The organism is Nocardia sp. CA-084685, assembly GCF_050955785.1.
Lineage (GTDB): Bacteria > Actinomycetota > Actinomycetes > Mycobacteriales > Mycobacteriaceae > Nocardia.
The window spans coordinates 1835409-1851732 of the sequence record NZ_CP192094.1; the positions used below are offsets into that span (position 1 = coordinate 1835409).

General features: G+C 65.8%; 22 protein-coding genes and 1 pseudogene. 7 read left to right on the top strand and 16 right to left on the bottom strand.

Annotated elements, in window-relative coordinates; translation table 11 throughout:
- Positions 1-25: 25 nt before the first annotated feature.
- Positions 26-646, bottom strand: a complete 621-nt coding sequence (locus ACQP2U_RS07985; protein WP_245567053.1) for a TetR/AcrR family transcriptional regulator — start codon at positions 644-646, stop codon at positions 26-28.
- A gap of 314 nt (positions 647-960) precedes the next feature.
- On the opposite strand from ACQP2U_RS07985, the gene ACQP2U_RS07990 reads away from it, so the two are divergent.
- Complete coding sequence (locus tag ACQP2U_RS07990) at positions 961-2220, top strand: hypothetical protein (protein WP_433714081.1); 1260 nt, start codon at positions 961-963, stop codon at positions 2218-2220.
- Positions 2221-2370: 150 nt separating this feature from the next.
- Here ACQP2U_RS07990 and bcp read toward each other — a convergent pair whose 3' ends face one another.
- On the bottom strand, positions 2371-2844 hold the full coding sequence (bcp, locus tag ACQP2U_RS07995) for a thioredoxin-dependent thiol peroxidase (RefSeq protein ID WP_433714082.1): 474 nt from the start codon (positions 2842-2844) through the stop codon (positions 2371-2373).
- 187 nt (positions 2845-3031) lie between these two features.
- Here bcp and ACQP2U_RS08000 point away from each other — a divergent pair, with 187 nt between their 5' ends.
- Positions 3032-3253 (top strand): DUF3618 domain-containing protein, encoded by a 222-nt coding sequence (locus tag ACQP2U_RS08000; RefSeq protein WP_397038730.1) that lies wholly within the window; start codon positions 3032-3034, stop codon positions 3251-3253.
- A gap of 61 nt (positions 3254-3314) precedes the next feature.
- Here the strand turns inward: ACQP2U_RS08000 and ACQP2U_RS08005 are convergent, their stop codons facing one another.
- Positions 3315-3611 carry an excalibur calcium-binding domain-containing protein gene (locus tag ACQP2U_RS08005; protein ID WP_062993065.1) on the bottom strand — a complete coding sequence of 99 codons (297 nt, stop codon included), beginning with the start codon at positions 3609-3611 and terminating at the stop codon, positions 3315-3317.
- Between the two features lie 136 nt (positions 3612-3747).
- On the bottom strand, positions 3748-4725 hold the full coding sequence (locus tag ACQP2U_RS08010) for a pirin family protein (RefSeq protein WP_433714083.1): 978 nt from the start codon (positions 4723-4725) through the stop codon (positions 3748-3750).
- A gap of 58 nt (positions 4726-4783) precedes the next feature.
- On the opposite strand from ACQP2U_RS08010, the gene ACQP2U_RS08015 reads away from it, so the two are divergent.
- Positions 4784-5248, top strand: a complete 465-nt coding sequence (locus ACQP2U_RS08015) for a MarR family winged helix-turn-helix transcriptional regulator (RefSeq protein WP_433714084.1) — start codon at positions 4784-4786, stop codon at positions 5246-5248.
- A 1-nt stretch (position 5249) separates the two neighbouring features.
- Here ACQP2U_RS08015 and ACQP2U_RS08020 read toward each other — a convergent pair whose 3' ends face one another.
- The 3 genes from ACQP2U_RS08020 to ACQP2U_RS08030 form a co-directional block, all read right to left on the bottom strand.
- Positions 5250-5561: a hypothetical protein gene (locus ACQP2U_RS08020; RefSeq protein WP_433714085.1), complete on the bottom strand. Its 312-nt coding sequence runs from the start codon at positions 5559-5561 to the stop codon at positions 5250-5252.
- 92 nt (positions 5562-5653) lie between these two features.
- On the bottom strand, positions 5654-6286 hold the full coding sequence (locus tag ACQP2U_RS08025; RefSeq protein ID WP_433714086.1) for a transglycosylase SLT domain-containing protein: 633 nt from the start codon (positions 6284-6286) through the stop codon (positions 5654-5656).
- Positions 6287-6824: 538 nt separating this feature from the next.
- Entirely contained in the window at positions 6825-7295 is a 471-nt protein-coding gene (locus tag ACQP2U_RS08030) for a MarR family winged helix-turn-helix transcriptional regulator (protein WP_433714087.1), read from the bottom strand.
- A gap of 77 nt (positions 7296-7372) precedes the next feature.
- On the opposite strand from ACQP2U_RS08030, the gene ACQP2U_RS08035 reads away from it, so the two are divergent.
- Positions 7373-7747: a cupin domain-containing protein gene (locus ACQP2U_RS08035; RefSeq protein ID WP_433714088.1), complete on the top strand. Its 375-nt coding sequence runs from the start codon at positions 7373-7375 to the stop codon at positions 7745-7747.
- Between the two features lie 463 nt (positions 7748-8210).
- On the opposite strand, the gene hemB is transcribed toward ACQP2U_RS08035, so the two are convergent.
- From hemB to ACQP2U_RS08065, 6 genes and pseudogenes are all read right to left on the bottom strand, one after another.
- Positions 8211-9188 carry a porphobilinogen synthase gene (hemB, locus tag ACQP2U_RS08040; RefSeq protein WP_433714089.1) on the bottom strand — a complete coding sequence of 326 codons (978 nt, stop codon included), beginning with the start codon at positions 9186-9188 and terminating at the stop codon, positions 8211-8213.
- Complete coding sequence (locus ACQP2U_RS08045; protein ID WP_433714090.1) at positions 9185-9976, bottom strand: aspartate/glutamate racemase family protein; 792 nt, start codon at positions 9974-9976, stop codon at positions 9185-9187. The genes hemB and ACQP2U_RS08045 overlap by 4 nt, the downstream gene beginning before the upstream one ends.
- A 1-nt stretch (position 9977) precedes the next feature.
- The gene (locus ACQP2U_RS08050; protein WP_433714091.1) at positions 9978-11126 is read right to left on the bottom strand and encodes an FAD-dependent oxidoreductase; all 1149 of its coding nucleotides are present in this window, start codon (positions 11124-11126) and stop codon (positions 9978-9980) included.
- Positions 11123-11833, bottom strand: a complete 711-nt coding sequence (locus ACQP2U_RS08055; RefSeq protein ID WP_433716401.1) for a maleate cis-trans isomerase family protein — start codon at positions 11831-11833, stop codon at positions 11123-11125. The genes ACQP2U_RS08050 and ACQP2U_RS08055 overlap by 4 nt, the downstream gene beginning before the upstream one ends.
- 5 nt (positions 11834-11838) lie before the next feature.
- On the bottom strand, positions 11839-12129 hold the full coding sequence (locus ACQP2U_RS08060; RefSeq protein WP_433714092.1) for a hypothetical protein: 291 nt from the start codon (positions 12127-12129) through the stop codon (positions 11839-11841).
- 316 nt (positions 12130-12445) lie between these two features.
- Positions 12446-12556 (bottom strand): annotated as a pseudogene (locus ACQP2U_RS08065) (VOC family protein); the annotation flags it as partial.
- 30 nt (positions 12557-12586) lie between these two features.
- Between ACQP2U_RS08065 and ACQP2U_RS08070 the strand changes: the two are divergent.
- Positions 12587-12985: a MarR family winged helix-turn-helix transcriptional regulator gene (locus ACQP2U_RS08070; protein WP_433716402.1), complete on the top strand. Its 399-nt coding sequence runs from the start codon at positions 12587-12589 to the stop codon at positions 12983-12985.
- Positions 12986-13003: 18 nt separating this feature from the next.
- On the opposite strand, the gene ACQP2U_RS08075 is transcribed toward ACQP2U_RS08070, so the two are convergent.
- Genes ACQP2U_RS08075 through ACQP2U_RS08085 form a run of 3 tightly spaced genes read right to left on the bottom strand, consistent with a single transcriptional unit; the run spans position 13004 to position 15124 of the window.
- Positions 13004-13441 (bottom strand): hypothetical protein, encoded by a 438-nt coding sequence (locus ACQP2U_RS08075; protein ID WP_433714093.1) that lies wholly within the window; start codon positions 13439-13441, stop codon positions 13004-13006.
- A 33-nt stretch (positions 13442-13474) separates the two neighbouring features.
- The gene (locus tag ACQP2U_RS08080; RefSeq protein WP_433714094.1) at positions 13475-14683 is read right to left on the bottom strand and encodes an alcohol dehydrogenase catalytic domain-containing protein; all 1209 of its coding nucleotides are present in this window, start codon (positions 14681-14683) and stop codon (positions 13475-13477) included.
- Between the two features lie 57 nt (positions 14684-14740).
- Complete coding sequence (locus tag ACQP2U_RS08085; RefSeq protein WP_433714095.1) at positions 14741-15124, bottom strand: hypothetical protein; 384 nt, start codon at positions 15122-15124, stop codon at positions 14741-14743.
- 379 nt (positions 15125-15503) lie between these two features.
- Here ACQP2U_RS08085 and ACQP2U_RS08090 point away from each other — a divergent pair, with 379 nt between their 5' ends.
- Together ACQP2U_RS08090 and ACQP2U_RS08095 are read left to right on the top strand one after the other, a co-directional pair.
- Positions 15504-15893 carry a hypothetical protein gene (locus ACQP2U_RS08090; protein WP_433714096.1) on the top strand — a complete coding sequence of 130 codons (390 nt, stop codon included), beginning with the start codon at positions 15504-15506 and terminating at the stop codon, positions 15891-15893.
- Between the two features lie 168 nt (positions 15894-16061).
- Positions 16062-16208, top strand: a complete 147-nt coding sequence (locus tag ACQP2U_RS08095) for a hypothetical protein (RefSeq protein WP_157110833.1) — start codon at positions 16062-16064, stop codon at positions 16206-16208.
- The last annotated feature ends 116 nt before the right edge of the window (positions 16209-16324 follow it).

Consider the following 16324-nt stretch of genomic DNA (forward strand, 5'->3'; position numbering starts at 1 on the left):
CGGCTCGAACGCGGGTTGCCAAAGGTTAGCGCTCCCCGCCTGTTCGGGATTCCTTTTCGGCGACCATGAGGTACGCCACCATCAGCCGTTTGAGTTCGGAGACCGCTTCGGTGTTGCTCTGGTCGTCTTGCACGGAGAAATTCAGCATCGAGTAGACGACGTGCACCAGGACTTCGGCCATCATGGTGCGGCGTGCGCGCGGGGTACGCGGGGTCAGCGGGCGCAGCATTTGCGAGACGACCTCGGCGAATTCCTTTTCGTGGATCGCGCCGGTGGCTCGGGTGGACGGGGTCGACTGCATGGCCAGCCATACCTCGCGCCGGGACGGGTCGGTCATCCACAGATTCGCCAGATGGTCGACGAACTGGTTCATATGCCGCAACCAGTCCAATGACGGGATTTCACCGTGGAAGTCGGCGAGTTCCTGCGAAACCGCAACCAGGTCTTGGCGATTCAGCTCGCAGACGATGACGTATTTATTGGCGAAGAACTGATACAGCGTGCCGATCGGCACTTCGGCCCGCGCGGCCACCTCTTCGCAGGTGAACGATTCGAACCCGACCTCGACGAGCAATTCCCGAGACGCCTGCAAGAGGGCATCGAACTTGCGCTTACTACGTTCCTGAGTCGGCCTGCGCCGCGGCATGAGCTCCTGCGGGTCGTCCTGCAGGTCCAACGCAGGGTCCGGACGTCGCTGCTTCGACCTGGCCTGCGTGCGTACATCCACGTATCAAGGCTAGCGGTATCGACACGCGTGCGACACGCGCACCATATCTGCGTGTTAAGGACTGTCACATTTCATCACCCATCCAAGCCTGAGATGGCGCCGAACACATAACCGAGCGTGCGTGCATCTCAACGCACGTTTCGTGCCGGGGAATCCAAGGGGCTCAGGGGTTTCGGCAAGCTCGTGGGCTCTGCAATTGCACTGGGAAGGCGTGATCAGTGGGAGCTCGATCCGTGGTAACACTAGGCGTTTCCACCGAACGCGGCGCCGTTCACGCGGTAGCCCTCGCCGACGGCGGCGAGAAGCTACCCGAGCGGGTGCTGCTTCAGCGGGTGGTGAAAACTCGTGGCGATTCGAAGGCGGACCTCGCGGTCGCGGTCCAGACGGCGCTGGACACCCTAGCTGCAGAGCTGGAGTCGGAGCGGGAGATCGTGGGCACGGCGGTCGCCTACCGCGATGCCATCGAGCGTCGCGCCATCGTCACCACCTTGGCGTCCGGGCCGTGGCATACCGCCTCGCTGGTATCGGCCAAGTCGGCACATCTGAGTGTGGCCGGGGTCATGACCTGGCTCGATGAATTCGACGATCTACTCATCTGCGAGCTGGTCCCCGGGCATCAGGCGTTCACACTGATCGACCGCAAGCGCAGCCGCGTACTGGCCGCGACGAGTCAGGCCGGAAGTGCGTCCGCCGAGGCCCTCGACGTCGCGGTGTCGGATGCCTGGGATCAGTTCGAGGCGGCCATGGTCCGGCCGGATGCGGTGGTGCTGATCGGTTCGGCCACGGGTGGACCAGTGGTGGCCGCGGCGATAGACGGCTTCGGCGCGCCGGTACTGCCGTGCAAGATCGCGACCTCCGCATCGGCGGTCGGTGCCGCGCTGTTCGCGATGAGCGATGCGATGGGTGTGAACGAGCCGATCGAGCCGGTTCGCAGTACGCGCGGTCACACGGCGCTGTTCGCCGCGGCCAGCGTGCTGGTCGGCGTGCTGGCCGCGGGAGGCATGTACGTGACAACGCGTACGGGCGCGGTCGTCGCAGACGCGCGGGTCACCGCGGATGCCCGCGTGGTCGATGGTGGTACCGCATCGGCGAGCGGCTCCACCGCGGGCTCCTCGGTGCGGCCGGATAGCAACCCATTCGATCGTCCGGAGACTCGGCAACCCACCGCCGCCGGATCCACCGCCGACTCGACGGTGGCCGCCTTCGATCTGGACAACCTTCCGCAGTACAACGAACACTGGGGCGCTCAGCCGTCCGTATCGGTCTCTCCGGATGCACACGAGTACGGAAACGAGGCGGCCGGATCCCCTCAGCAGCTCCCGGGCACCGGAATTCCGGGGACGACCACGAAGGTAGGTGCTCCGAACGAGGCCATGCTCTTCCCCGGTGAGGCTCCGCCGCCGGCGGCCTTCACCCCCGAGTTCTACCGCTGGTGGGACAACCATGTCCGCATGCTCATGCAATGGGCGGCCCAGCAGTTGCAACCCGCCTAGGAGAAATCTTCGAGAGGTCCGGTGCCCCAGCGGCTCCGGACCTTTCGCTTTATGCGCCCTCGGCCTGAACGAAACCCGTTGGGCGCAAGCGATCTGCGCATCGGCCGTGGACGGCTACGAGCAGGGCATGCGCTCGTTCGAGCAGCAGGTCTACACCGACAGGTCGCGACGGAGTTTCGCGACGTGGCCGGTGGCGCGGACGTTGTATTGCGCCACGTCGATTTTGCCTTCTTCATCGACCAGGAATGTAGAGCGGATAACGCCGGTGACGGTCTTGCCGTACATCGTCTTCTCACCGAACGCACCCCACGCGGTGAGGACGGATTTGTCCGGATCCGAGAGCAATGGGAAGGTGAGATTTTCGTTGTCGCGGAATTTGGCCAATTTGGCGGGCTTATCGGGGGAGATGCCGATGACATCGATGCCCGCGCCCTCGAGGTCGGCGAGGTTGTCGCGGAAATCGCAGGCCTGTTTGGTGCAGCCAGGGGTGCTCGCGGCGGGATAGAAGTAGACGATCACCTTGCGGCCGCGGTAATCGGACAGCGAGACGTCCTTGCCGTCGGCGTCGGGCAGGGTGAAATCCGGGGCGGGATCGCCAGGGGAGAGTCGTTGGTTGTCGGTCACCTCTTGCACGGTAATCGAATGTCCCGACAACGCAGCCGCACCGACGCAGCCCGGCTGGCTAGACTCGTCGGCGAGCGCGGTTCGCGGCACATTTGAATCGCGGTGTGAGCGACGGGCTCGCCAGGCGGCAGCCTGAGTAACCTCGGACAGGCCCGCGAGCACCGCAATTGAACACAGGAGGATATACGTGGCTAGGGATACCGAGCGGATCGAGCGGGAGATCGAGGCCGCACGGACACGGCTCGCGAGCACGCTCGACGAAATCGCCGTGCGGGCCGATCCACAGCGCATCGCCGATGACACCAAGCACATGGTGTTGGCGAAGCTCAATCAGCCGAAGGTGAAGTACAGCCTGGTCGGCGCGGCCGTGGTGGTCGTCGGGTTGGTGCTGGTCAAGATTTTCCGCTGAGCCCACAACGCAGAACACCCGGTGTGGCTGAGCACACCGGGTGTTCTGCGTTTCAGGGCTATCAGACCGTCGGGCAGGCGAAGCCGTCGCCGTCCGGATCCAAATGCGGGCCGTAGCCCGGTTCCCCGCGGAAAAGCGGTGCCCGACCGGCCGCGCGGGCCTCGTCGCAGTTGGCGAATGCGCCACCGGCCGAGCCGGTCTGGGACATGCCTGCCGAACCGGTCGCGGCCGATCCGGTATCGATGGCGGATGAGCCCGTTCCTGCGGAACCGGTGGGGACGTCGGCCAGGGCTGCGGGCGCCGCTAGAAAGGCGAGTGCTGCCGCGGCAACGCTGACGGTGAGCCGGCGAACGTTCATATATTCCTCTGTTTGTGTGCTGCGGTGGAGTAGCGTCCAGGGGGAGACGCCGCATCCACTGTTGTGACGGGCCGCGTACTTGTCAACTGCGCAGCAAAACAATTAGGGGCATTAGGGGACAACGCCCCTTCTTCAGTTATTCGCCCAAACGTCTACCGATCAGATGCTCGGCCGGGACATTGCCCATGCGTCCGGCCTGGTAATCCTCCATTGCCTGGATGATTTCGGCGCGGGTGTTCATGACGAACGGACCGTATTGCACCACAGGCTCTTTGATCGGCAGACCACCGAGCAGCAGCACCTCCAGATCGCGGGTGCGGTTGTGTTGCATAACATCCGCGGCGACGGTGATCGAGTCGCCGGGACCGAATACCGCGAGTTGGCCTTCGCTGATCGGTCGGCGCTCGGCGCCCACCGTTCCGCTGCCGGACAGTACGTATGCCATCGCGGTAAATCGTTGCTGCCATGGGGTTTCCAGCTGACCGCCCGGGGTGATGGAGGCGTGTGCGTATGCGATCGGTGTGTAGGTCGACCCCGGACCCGCGTAGCCACCCATCTCACCCGCGATAATGCGCACCAATGCGCCACCGTCGTGCGAACTGACCAGCGTCAATTCACTGCCGCGCAGATCCTGATAACGCGGTGCGGTCATCTTCTGCGCGCGCGGCAGGTTGACCCACAGTTGGATGCCGTGGAACCAGCCGCCCGCGATGACCAATTCCTCGGCGGGCAGTTCATCGTGCAGAATGCCGGAACCGGCCGTCATCCACTGGGTATCGCCCTCGCTGATGACGCCACCGCCGCCATTGGAATCGTGGTGCACCATGGTGCCGTCCATGACGTAGGTGACGGTCTCGAAGCCGCGATGCGGATGCCATGGCGCGCCTTTGGCCTCGTAGGGCTCATAGGCGACCGGACCCATCTGGTCGAGCAGGATGAACGGATCAGCCGAGCGCAGATCCATGCTCGGGAACGGCCTGCGCACCTCGAAGCCCGCGCCTTCGCGCTGCTGATGTGCGGTGCTGATGCTGCTCACCTGCCGCTCCCGCGTCGAATCCGTGGGTCGGGGCAGGCGCGGCAGCACCATGATGTCGGGGACGGTGATGGCTGGCATGGGCACCTCCTGAATAGTTGGTGTCCATGTCAACCAAACACTGGCTAGGATCATTCCCGTGGTGCGTTGGTTGAACGATGACGAGCAGCAGACCTGGCAAGCCTTCATACGGCTGCGCCAGCGCCTGGATGCGGCGCTAGCGGCAGGGCTGGCCCAGGACGGTCTGTCCACCGCCGACTACGAACTCCTGGTACCGCTGTCGGCCGCGCCCGGCGGTTGTTTGCGTGCCAAGGAATTGGCCGCCGAGGTGTGCTGGGAGAAGAGCAGGCTCTCGAAACATTTGGCGCGCATGGCCGCTCGCGGACTCGTCGACCGTCGCCCGGCCGAGGACGACGCCAGGGGGATTTTGGTCGAACTCACCCCCGAAGGACGCAAGGTGCTCGAGAAGGCCGCCCCGAATCATGTCGAATTGGTGCGCAGGATCTTCGTCGATCCGATGACACCCACCGAGGCGCGTGCACTGCGCTCGCTGGCCGACAAGGTGGTCGTCGAGGCCGAGAGCGAGTCCGAACTCGGTTATTGAATCACCACGGTGCGATCGGCGGCTTCACCCACAGCAGCTTCTCGTCGCTACTATTGCGCTGTGCCGCAGGGTGATTCGGATGCCGGGCGGCCCAGGTGTCCTTCTCCTCCAGCAGCTTCGCCACGGTCGTCCAGGTCTCGTCGGTGCTCGGCGGATTCGTCTCGGCCGCGCGCGCCAGCTTCCGGCGGACCGCCGATGGCATATCCAGCAGTTCCTTCCCGGTGATGCCACGATCCCAGATATAGATGGCGAGGCGGCGCGCCTTCTCGGCGCGGCTCTTCGACGCGTGGTCGGAGTGGGCGTAATCGGTCATGGCGGAATCCGCATCGTGGTGGTCGGTCCTGGTCGACCCTACGACAATGCCTCCCCGCCGACGGCGGGGAGGCATTGTTCAGCAGTCGTGGATCAGTACGCCGAGTTGACGTTGTCCATCGAGCCGTAGCGGTGGGCTGCGTAGTTGCATGCCGCGGTGATGTTGGCGACCGGATCCCAGATGTCCCAGGCGGTGCCTTCGACGTGGTAGGAGTTGAAGGTCGGGTCGATCACCTGGAGCAGGCCCTTGGAAGGGATGCCCTTGGCGGCGTTGGAATCCCAGAGGTTGATGGCCTGCGGGTTGCCGCCCGATTCGCGCATGATGTTGCGGTAGATGCCGTTGTAGCTGCCCGGGATGCCCTGGCCGGCCATGATGTCGAGGGCGTGGTGGATCCAGCCGTCGAGGTTGTCCTCGTAGACCGGGGCCGGGGGCGGCGGCAGGGGCAGCCCCGGAATCGGCGGCAGCTCGGGCAGTGCGGGAAGACCCGGGATGATCGGGGCGTCGACCGGGGTGACCGTGGGGGCCGGAGCGGCCGCGTCGACCGGCGCGGCCACGGGGGCCGGCTGCTGCTCGGAGACCATGGCAATGCGCGACGGAACGCTGTCGTCGGCCAGCGCGACTACGGAGGAGGTGCCGACGGCGATGACACCGGCCGCGGCCACTGCCAGGGTGACACCGTCACGCAGTGAAAGGCGGCGGAAAGAAGGGAGGCGTTTGTCGAGCATTTCGAAATCAGTTCCTTGTCGTGTCCAGAGAGGCGATCCGGCCCGGTTGAGGCAGTGCGGATCTCCGACGGGGCACCCGGTGGGAAGGCCCGCCTGAATCGGTTCGTATGCTGTTTTCGGGTTTTGTTGTGAAGGCCAGGCGAGCCCTGGCGCACGACGCAGTGCGAGTCACCCGAGGTCGGTTCCCGGCGGGTGCCGCTGTCGAGCGTGGAGAAATGCGGTCACGGGCTGTTGCGCCGCTGATATCTCCAGCGACCGCTGCGGATGGAAGCCATCTGCCGTTGCGATCGTTTTCCGACTGTGTGTGGATTGCTCCACGGTGTTACCAAACTGCAGGTCTGTTTCTGACCGGGTCTCAGCTTGGTCACGGTCGGTTAACGCAACATGAACGAATAGTGAATGGCAGGAGTTACCGATCTTGGAAAGCCCTGGTCGCGCTCCTGGAAATCCCCTCTATGCGGGGAGTTTGCTCCTAAACGCGATGTGACGCAGGTCACTTAAATTTCGGAGTAACGCAGGCCACTTTGTCTCGATTTGGTCACCAAGAGGCCGGACGGACCCGTCCGGGGGCCACTACGCGGGTCAAAATGTTACGCAATTCGGCCACCTTGGAATCGCCCAAAACGGATGCCCACTGGTCGGCGAATTCGGCTGCGGCGGCATCGGCCGCGCGCGTGCAGGCCCATCCCTTCGCGGTGAGTGTGATCAACCGGGCGCGCGCATCGTCGGGATGTGCGTTGCGCTCGACGTACCCCTTGCGCACGAGTTCGTCCACCAGCTGACTGGCCGCCTGCTTGGTCACTTCGAGATGTTCGGCCAACTCGCCGACCGTCGCCCCGTTCGGCGCCAGTCGCACGAATGCGAATCCGTGCGTCGGCCGCACGTCGGTGAACCCGGCCGCGACCACTCCTGCGTGAATGGCGTCCGTGGCGGCGGCTCCTGCGGCCAGCAACAGCAGCGCGAGGTCCTGGCCGGGCCGCGGGGTCGAAGCGGATTTCGGATTCGACATGGCTGACATCTTGACACAGATAGGCAAATTGCTTGACTATATAGTCAATCTGCTTGACCAAATGAAGGAGTTCAGACATGCCAGTGACCCGTGCCGCCGATGCCGAGGTCCACGAAATGCACGGCACCCGATTCACCTCTTACATCCGTCCTGGCACCGGCAGCGCCGAACTCTGCGTCTGGCAGATCCAGGTGTCGCCCCACACCGAAGGCGTGCCGCACAAGGTGCTGCGCGAGGAGGCGTTCGTGGTCATCCAGGGTGCGGTGACGATCACAATCGACGGGCAGGCGGAGGCCCTGGTGGCCGGTGACGCCGCAGTAGCGCCCGCGAATTCGATGATTGCCCTGACGAATTCGGCCGACGAGCCGGCCGTAATCGTCGTGACGGTCCCGGTCGGATTCCGCGGTCAGCTGCCCGACGGAACCGTCATCAACCCGCCCTGGGTCGCCTGATGGTGTAGGTGGAAAGCCGAGCGTTCCCACCACACGCAGTGCCGCAACCCGCCCGGACTTCTCGAATCACAATCCGAGATCCTCGACCGAACGGGTGTTGGGTGTCCGGATTCTCCCGGGGCGACCGCTTTCAGTGGCCGATGTAGACCGACTTGATGTTGTAGTAGGACTCGATGCCCTTCTTGCCACGCTCGCCGCCCCACCCCGGCCGCCCTGTTCGGCCATGACCCAGCGCGCCCGCTCGCCGCAGCCGCGGTATTCGATTCGGCCCACTGCCGCTATCGGCGAGCCCGAACACTGAGTCTGGCCGGTGACGCCTCGACCGTTCTCGGCGCCGACGCGTACACCGACCTCGGAACACCGCCTCGGTGAGGTCACGACGACGCCTGAGGCGCCGACGATCGCTCACCGATCGCCTCTCTCGCGACGTCGACAGCGGCCGAGTTGGGTTGTGGGTCGTCGACTAAGCACGCAGTCGCTGAGCGAACTCGGTGGCCCAGTAGGTGAGGATGATCCGTGCCCCGGCCCGGCGGATCGCGATGAGGCTCTCCTCGATGGCCCTCTCGCGCTGCACCATCCCGTACTGCGCTGCCGCCTCGATGGCGGCGTACTCGCCCGACACCTGGTAGGCGGCAACCGGCACGTTCACGGCGTCGGCCACTCGGCGCACCACGTCGAGATAGAGGCCTGCGGGTTTGACCATGACCAGGTCGGCGCCCTCCTCGACGTCGAGCAGTACCTCGCGCATCGCCTCCCGGAGGTTGGCGGGGTCCTGTTGATGAGTGGATCTGGCTCCGGTGAACGAGGATTCGACAGCCGTGCGGAACGGACCGTAGAAGGCGGAGTCGTATTTAGCGGCATACGCGAGGATGGCGACGCGCTCGTGTCCGGCGGCGTCGAGTCCGGCACGGATGGCGGCGACCTGACCGTCCATCATTCCACTCGGCGCCACCAGGTGGGCTCCGGCGCAGGCCTGTGCCAAGGCGACTCGGGCGTAGGCGTCGAGCGTGGCGTCGTTATCCACGTCACCGTCATTGCCGAGGAGCCCGACCTGGCCGTGATCGGTGTATTCGTCGAGATTGACATCACTGATCACCACGGTCGTGTCGCCCACCTCGGCCGCGACGTCGCGGATCGCGAGCTGGGCGATGCCGCGTTCATCCCACGCGCCACGTCCGTCCGGATGCCTGTGCTCGGGCACGCCGAAGATCATGATGCCGCCGACGCCTGCCTGCGCGGCCGCCGCAGCCGCCTTGCGCAGACTCTCGCGCGTGTGCTGGACCTGGCCGGGCATGGCTGGGATCGGCCTCGGCTCGTCGATGCCCTCGCGCACGAACATGGGCTGAACGAGGTCCGACGGGTGCAGCCGATGCTCGGCTACCAACGCTCGTAGCGCGGCGGTGCGGCGCAGTCGCCGCGGTCGGTCGGAGGGGAAGCTCATGCTTTGAACTCCAAGATCTGCTCGATGTGCGCCAGCAGGTCCGGGGATGGCCGCCGATGCCAGTATCCGGTCGTGGCCTTGGCCGTGATGCCGAGAGCGCGGAGTCCTACCAGGTGCTCGGCGGTTTTGATCGCCAATCCGCCGGGGTCGATGACCGGCAGTCCGCACAGCTCCTGGATCTCCAGGTGGACGAGGAGCTCGTTGGGTATGCCTTCTGCGGGAACTAACCACTGAGCGCCTGCCGCCGCCGCCCGCTCGGCGGCGACGGTGTAGGCCCGTACGAACGGTTCGAAGTCGCCGGCCAGCGCACGAGAGATGACCGCCGCGCCGTCATCGATCAACTGATAAGAGGCCAACGCGGCGCCCGCGGCGGCGATGTTGTCGGTAATCGGCTCGATCAGATGTGGAATGAAGCCGATCAGGCCGAGCCGATGACGCTCCTGCTTGGCGGTCTGCCAAGTGGCATCGCCGTACCCGACGACGGGAATGGTGGCGCGCACCCGTGCCGCGACCAGCCCCGGGTCCTGGCCAGCGCCGCTGATCCAAGCGGCACAGCCGTCGCGTTCGGCGGCGACGGCGGTGCGCGCGAAATAGTCGGCGAAAAGCAGCCCGATTGTCCCGAACCCGACCAAGTCCTCGGGTAGCTCCGTCGAGTAGAGCTGCGGCGGCAGGGTATGGATCTCGACCTCGGTGGTGGGATCGGAGACCTTTGCCAGATGGTCGGCGTAGAGCTTGTCGAGCAGCTGCGAACGCCCCTCGACGGCATGTTTCTGGAACCGAATTCGCATGTCAGATCTTCCTTACCGGTAATGGGGCGGTGTCGAGCATGGCGGCGTTCACGAGGTAGTTCCTGGTGGCCTCGCGATCGGCGGCGATGGCTGTGAGCGCGGCGACAGCGGCGCGCAGCCGCGCGCTGTCGCCGTCCTGAACGCCGGCGACCCTGGCCTCAGTGGCCGGGACGACATGATCGACCAGGACCGCGCGGCGTCGCCGCGACCACTCGGCCAGCGCGTCCGGTGCGGCCTGTCCGGCCAGCACGCCGGCGAGTGTCCGGCCGAGATCCACCGCATCGTGGATACCGGCGTTCATATTGAGACCGCCTGCGGTGGAGGTGACGTGGGCGGCGTCGCCCGCGAACAGCACCCGGCCGTGGCGGAAAGCGTCGAGTACGCCACTCGCCAAGCTGTAGCGGTGCACGTCGAAGATGTCCAAGGTGCTCAGTTCCAGCCCGGCCACGCACCGCGGCACGGGCTCGTCGGGGGCGAGCCGGAGAATGAGCCGCCAGTGGTCGGGCAACCGCAACAAGCTGCACGACTGAATCGGGTCACGCACATAGGTGACCGACGCCAAGCCCGGAAGCAGTTCGTCCAGCGGTGCGCGGGTGAAGATCCGCAACGCATGCGTCGGGTAGACCGACAGCGGCAATGCCGCAGCGAGTGAGGCCCGGACGGTGCTGTGCGCGCCGTCCGCAGCGATGAGGTACCTGGCCCGACACCAGCCGCCCGCGGTGCGGACACGCACGGATACGCCTGTGTCGGTGACCGTTTGCACTGCGGTGCCGAATCGGACATCGACCTCCGAATACGCTTCGAGGGCGGCGAGCAGCAGCGCGACGAGCTCCGACTGCTCCACGTGCAGCCGAAAGGGATACCGGGTCAGCTCGCTCAAGGTGGCCATGCTCATCTCGGCAAGTACCGCTCCGGACAGGTCGCGCCACTGCAGGCGGTTCACGACGACGCCGCGCGCCACCAGGGCCGCGGCCACTCCCTGCTCGTCTAGCAGTTCGAGCGTGGCCGGGTGAAAGGTGGCGGCGCGCGAACGCGTCGCGGGCCGTGGCTCTCGTTCCAGCACCGACACCGACACCCCGGCCCTGGCCAGGGTGAGAGCCGCAACCAAACCGACCGGTCCGGCGCCCGCGACAATCACCTCGGGGCTCATGTCGCGACCGACTGGGCCGGCGTCTGGGGCGCGGTGCGTTCCCAGGAGGCGGGCAGGCCTGCGCTGGTCAGCGCCCACCAGGCGCTGCACAGGTTGGCGGTCAGAACGATCCGCTCAGCACGCGAAGTCAGCAGGTCGATCGCGCGCAGCGTGCGCATGCCAGTGCCGGTCAGCAGCAGCGCTGTGTCCCGTGGCGGCGCGGCCTGCTCGAGCTGCGCAACAAGCTGATCCGTTGTCACCTCGTAGGGAGCGAAACGCGTCCCGGCCTGCACCGCGACCACTTGGGCGATTCGGACGCCCGCCGCCGCCCAGAACCGCTCGGCGCATGCGGTCAGCCACGGCTGGTAGGGCGAGACCAAGGCGACTTCATCGACGCCGAGGTGTGACAGCGCGCATCTGATGGCTTCAGTGGCGGAGGCGACCGGCAGGCCGAACTCTGCGCTCAGCTCGGCGCACTGGCGACGATCATCGGCCGGGCCGAGCAGATAGCGCGAGCCGCTGCACGCCATGACCACAGCGTCGAGCGACAGATCGCCGAACGAACGGATCATGTCGGGCAACGCGTCGTTGTAGGCGTCCAAACGCTCCGCCAGCGGGCGGCCTGGCCGTACCGGAAAGCGGGTGACATGCAGATCTGCCCGCGCGTCGAGGAGGCGTGCGAACTCCGGCTCTACCGCCGGATTGGCCGGTGGCACAACCACACCCACTCTGGTCAAGGTTTGCCTCCTGGGCGGTCGAATACGAAGAAGGTCCGAAGCGCGTCGACGAGTCCGGCATCGCGGGCCACCCGCGATCCGAGGTCGCCGAGGAGGCCATCGACCACCCGCTGGATGGAGCGGGCCACTTCGGCGCGCGCGTCGGCGTCGAGCCTGGGCGCACGGGAGTCCAGGCGACGCAGTTCCGCCTCACACACGGCCCCCACCCAGTTCCGCAGCGACGACAATGTCTCGGTGGTGAGCCGGTTTGCCGTCTGGTCGTCGGCACTGGTCTCGATCGGCTCCATCTGGGCGCTCCGTACGACGACAGGACCTGACAATGCCGCGCTCATCGGCGGTCCGGCCGCGATGCCGTACACCAGAGGTCGGCATGGATGGGTTGCACAGCGCATGTCCTCCGGTCTCGGCTTCCGCAGCTCGCCGAGATTTCGTCGGTCAGACGTTCGACGCCACTGCCACAACAAGTTTCGGATACCGTCGGACAGCGCAGGTAGTAGGGAAACCCCCTCAAATCGGTTACCGGTCGAGTCGTGGCCGATGCCGGACAACCGGCGACAACGGCGGCGAGTTCGGCGCGAGACGAGACGCCGAGCTTGGCAAACAGGGAGGTCCGGTCTGTGAGCGGACGAGGCCGAGGTACTGCTCGTAGAACGCCCGCGAAGCGTCGAGGTCGCGCGCTTGGAGCGAGATGAAGTCGGGGCCGGTGGCGGGCATGATGATGCTCCTTCTCTTCGTGTCAGTCTTCTGACACGGAGCGCCCTGCGCGCAGCCATGGAGGAGGTGCTGCGGCCGCTCGGGATGAGCGTGACGCACTATTCCTGCCTCGAGCTGCTGGCTCAACGACCGGGCTTGTCGAACTCCGAGCTCGCGCGGGGCGCGTTCGTGACACGGCAGACGATGAACGTGCTGCTCCAGGCCCTGGAACGAGACGGCTACGTGACCAGGCCCGCGGAGGCACCCCCGAATTCGATGATCGCCCTGACGAATTCGGCCGCCGAGCCGGCCGTGCTCGTCGGGACGGTCCCGGTCGGATTCCGCGGTGAGCTGCCCGACGGAACCGTTATCAACCCGCCCCTGGGTCGCCTGATCGGGGAGGTGACCTACAGCACACCCCGGCGCTACCGCTTCGATGGTCGCGGGTAATCGGACCGCGTCGAGGCGCTAGCCGCCGAATCCGATCAGTGCGTCGGCGAGGTTATCGGTGTGGAGCACATCGAGGGCGCGCTGACGCACGTCGGGGCAGGTCTGGACGGTGATGCGGTCGATGATGGTCTTGTCCCGGATGACGTCGTCATTGAGGCTGTCGTTGCGGGCGGCCCAGTCCTGGACGGTTCCGTTGAAGCTCACCTTGGCGATGGTCGTGCCCTGGTCGCGCCAGTTGTCGATTTCGGTTCCGATCATGTCGCACAGCTGACGGGTTGCCTGGGGCGTGATGTCGGGCGCCGTGGATGTTGCAGAGGTCGGCCTCGAGGTCGTCGGCAGAGTGCTCGTCATGACGCCGTCATGGTTGTCGTTGTTATCGGAGCATCCGGTGAGTGCGGCCAGACCCAATGCGCCGACGGCGAGGAGCGAGCGTGCGATGTGGTGGTGTATCGACATGGCATTCTCCTTCGGAGAGCATCGATTCGGGCATCACATGGGGACGACGGTCTTGACCCATCCGCCTTCGCGGCGATCGAATGTCTCGTAGGCGTCGATCATCGACAGCGGTTCCGCGTGCTGGGTGATGAACCGCGTGGGGTCGATATCGCCGCGGGCGACCCGATTGAGCAGACCGGGCACGTAGCGATGGTGGTTGCAGTTGCCGGCTTGCACGGTCAGGTTGCGGTTGAGGGTCTCACCGAGGGGGTAGCGGTCGAATCCGGGTGGATATACGCCGATGATTCCGAGGGAGCCGGCTTTCGCGACGGCCTGGGTCGCCCAGCGCGCCGCCAGGCTCGGTGCGTCACCGACCAGCCACTGGCCGTCGTCGATATTGCCCTCCGGCGCGGCCGTGCGGCGTTCCTGTTCGAATGTCGAAGTGTCGACGGGAAGATTGTCCGCCGCAGGGCCGGATTTCGGCGCCTGCGCGTCGACACCCACGGCGTCGATCACGCGATCGGCGCCGATTCCGCCGGTGAGTTCTCGTACGGTCGCGACCGGGTCTTCGGCGTTGAAGTCGATGGGTTCGGCGTTCTGCGCTCGCGCCATCTCGAGTCGGTCGGGGATGGCATCGACAACCAGAACTCGCGCGGCGCCTTGCCTTTTCGCGGCGGCTATCGCGCATTGCCCGACCACTCCCGCACCGAGAACCAGGACGGTGTCGCCGCTACTTACCTGGGCTAGGCGCGCGCCGAACCACCCGGTCGGCAGCACATCGGAGACCATGATCGCCTGGTCGTCGGTCACGCCGTCGGGAACCTTGACCAAGGTATTGGTCGCGTATGGAATGCGTGCCGCCTCGGCTTGTAGTCCGTCGAAAGGTCCGGTCGCCGTGGGGCCGCCGAAGAAGCTGGTACCGGCATGCGGGCCGTTCGGATTCGCGTTGTCGCACTGCGCGGTATAGCCGGCGCGACAATAGGAGCAGTACCCGCAGGAAATGGTGGAGCACACCACCACGCGATCACCGGCCGCGAACCCCCTTACCGCGGAACCGGTTTCGAGGACAACGCCGACGGCCTCGTGTCCGAGGACGGTGCCGGGTGTCAGCCCGGGCATGGTGCCGCGCACCAAATGCAGGTCGGTTCCACAGATCGCCGAGGTCGTGATCTTGACGAGGGCGTCGGTGGGTTCTTCGATTTTCGGGTCGGCGATCTCGTCCAGACGGATATCGCCCACGCCGTGCCACACGATCGCTTTCATGGTCGAACTCCCTAATTGTCGGGCTATGCACAGGTCAGCTGCTGGGATGCGGCATCATCATGTTCGCCTGCGCCGCAGGATGATCCAGGTGAGCACGGCGGCGGAACCGGCGGCGATCGCCGCGACGGGCACGCGGTTGCTGCGTGCCGAATCCGCGACCTGCTTGCCTACGTCCTCGAGTGGTTCCGATACCGACGGCGTCGGGTTCTCGACCAGCTGTCCTGCGCGAGTCGAGTCGTCGTGCGCGACATCGTCCACCACGTGTCCGGTCTCAACCGTGCGGTGCTGCGCCCGGCGCGCGGGCTCGTTGATCTCGGTCTCCGCGCCGGCCGGAATATCAGCTCTGTCGCTGGGTTCGGAGATGCGCTGGTCGAGTCCCTGTCCCGCTCGATCACGGTCTTCATGGATCGGTTCCGGGGTATCGGGGAGGTTTGCGGTCATCGTCGGCTCCGATCTGCTCCGGTGTCCCGATCCCGCAGGCGCCGCGTCTCGGCTTGCACGCGGTGCGTCAACCGCGTGGTCGCATCGGCGACTTGCCTCGACGTCGGACATGTTTCGGTGTGTGGTCGGTTCCGCGTGTGGTGAACCATGGATACCTCACCTCCTGTGCGCCGCCTACCCGTCGACGTCCGGATGAAACGGGAAACATGCCGTGCGAGCTTCGCGACGCCATGCGACCGCTTTCGGGCATGCCGAGCGAGCACGGATTCGTCCCCGATTCGTCGGGTAAACGGGGACAGTCAGCTGATCGCTCGCGGAGCGGTCACAGGGGCGATGACGTCGAGCGTCGCTGGGCGCGGGCGGAAAGGAGTGATCTCTCATGACCGATCCGAACAGTTCTTGGGATCCGCCGCAGGACACCGGCGCGCCGGACCCCGTCGAATCCGATGGGGCGGCGCTGACCGGCGCTGAGGATCTGGACGAGGACCGACTGCACACGGACCCGCTCGAAGCGGGAATGGATCCTCCAGAACAGTGGACCGGGGCCACGAAGTACGGAATGACTCCGTGGGAACAGGCCCACGATCGTGGTCTGGAAGAACGGTTGGCCGAAGAGGAACCCGAGGTGGCACCGACGGAACCGGCCACACCGGGCCCCGCGGAGGCCGCGGCGGTGTGGACGGGTGAGCAAGAGGATCGACAACCGGACGTCTATGAGCGAGATCTGGGCATCTCGGCTGATGGAACGACTGCCACACGGAATCCGTAGACGCGCGCGGGGGTCGGCGTCGAGCGACGAGGCCGGTTGTGCGGCCGAGCTCATGCACTGTTTCACCGGCCCGAATCCGGACACCCTGCATAACGGATCGGATCGACCCACGGCGTGACCGTGATCGCTAGCCGCGCACTCCGGTCACCACGAAGACGGGAGAAATCCATGAGCAACCAGGACGTTATCGCGCAACTCCGCCAGGACATCACCACAGCCGAAGACGCTGGTGATGAGCCGACTGTCGCTCGACTTCGCGCAGAACTGATGGAAGCGATGCGGCATGCAGACAAGCCTGCCGACCAGGATCGTTAGTGGCCGTCGCAGCAGCAGTTTCCGGCGGATCAGTCCGGGCGAGCAACCGCCTCTGGGGTGCGGTGTCGTCGCGACAATGGCGGGTATGTCGCTAACGACCCTCGACGTCGAGCGAA

What these genes read in the sequence shown, in the direction of transcription:
- ACQP2U_RS08085 (WP_433714095.1), bottom strand. Translation starts at nt 15,124, where the DNA reads ATGACCGCAAACCTCCCCGATACCCCGGAACCGATCCATGAAGACCGT.
- ACQP2U_RS08095 (WP_157110833.1), top strand. Translation starts at nt 16,062, where the DNA reads ATGAGCAACCAGGACGTTATCGCGCAACTCCGCCAGGACATCACCACA.
- ACQP2U_RS08090 (WP_433714096.1), top strand. Translation starts at nt 15,504, where the DNA reads ATGACCGATCCGAACAGTTCTTGGGATCCGCCGCAGGACACCGGCGCG.
- ACQP2U_RS08030 (WP_433714087.1), bottom strand. Translation starts at nt 7,295, where the DNA reads ATGTCGAATCCGAAATCCGCTTCGACCCCGCGGCCCGGCCAGGACCTC.
- ACQP2U_RS08075 (WP_433714093.1), bottom strand. Translation starts at nt 13,441, where the DNA reads ATGTCGATACACCACCACATCGCACGCTCGCTCCTCGCCGTCGGCGCA.
- ACQP2U_RS08060 (WP_433714092.1), bottom strand. Translation starts at nt 12,129, where the DNA reads ATGGAGCCGATCGAGACCAGTGCCGACGACCAGACGGCAAACCGGCTC.
- hemB (WP_433714089.1), bottom strand. Translation starts at nt 9,188, where the DNA reads ATGAGCTTCCCCTCCGACCGACCGCGGCGACTGCGCCGCACCGCCGCG.
- ACQP2U_RS08045 (WP_433714090.1), bottom strand. Translation starts at nt 9,976, where the DNA reads ATGCGAATTCGGTTCCAGAAACATGCCGTCGAGGGGCGTTCGCAGCTG.
- ACQP2U_RS08035 (WP_433714088.1), top strand. Translation starts at nt 7,373, where the DNA reads ATGCCAGTGACCCGTGCCGCCGATGCCGAGGTCCACGAAATGCACGGC.
- ACQP2U_RS07985 (WP_245567053.1), bottom strand. Translation starts at nt 646, where the DNA reads ATGCCGCGGCGCAGGCCGACTCAGGAACGTAGTAAGCGCAAGTTCGAT.
- ACQP2U_RS08005 (WP_062993065.1), bottom strand. Translation starts at nt 3,611, where the DNA reads ATGAACGTTCGCCGGCTCACCGTCAGCGTTGCCGCGGCAGCACTCGCC.
- ACQP2U_RS08050 (WP_433714091.1), bottom strand. Translation starts at nt 11,126, where the DNA reads ATGAGCCCCGAGGTGATTGTCGCGGGCGCCGGACCGGTCGGTTTGGTT.
- ACQP2U_RS08010 (WP_433714083.1), bottom strand. Translation starts at nt 4,725, where the DNA reads ATGCCAGCCATCACCGTCCCCGACATCATGGTGCTGCCGCGCCTGCCC.
- ACQP2U_RS08020 (WP_433714085.1), bottom strand. Translation starts at nt 5,561, where the DNA reads ATGACCGATTACGCCCACTCCGACCACGCGTCGAAGAGCCGCGCCGAG.
- ACQP2U_RS08080 (WP_433714094.1), bottom strand. Translation starts at nt 14,683, where the DNA reads ATGAAAGCGATCGTGTGGCACGGCGTGGGCGATATCCGTCTGGACGAG.
- ACQP2U_RS08025 (WP_433714086.1), bottom strand. Translation starts at nt 6,286, where the DNA reads ATGCTCGACAAACGCCTCCCTTCTTTCCGCCGCCTTTCACTGCGTGAC.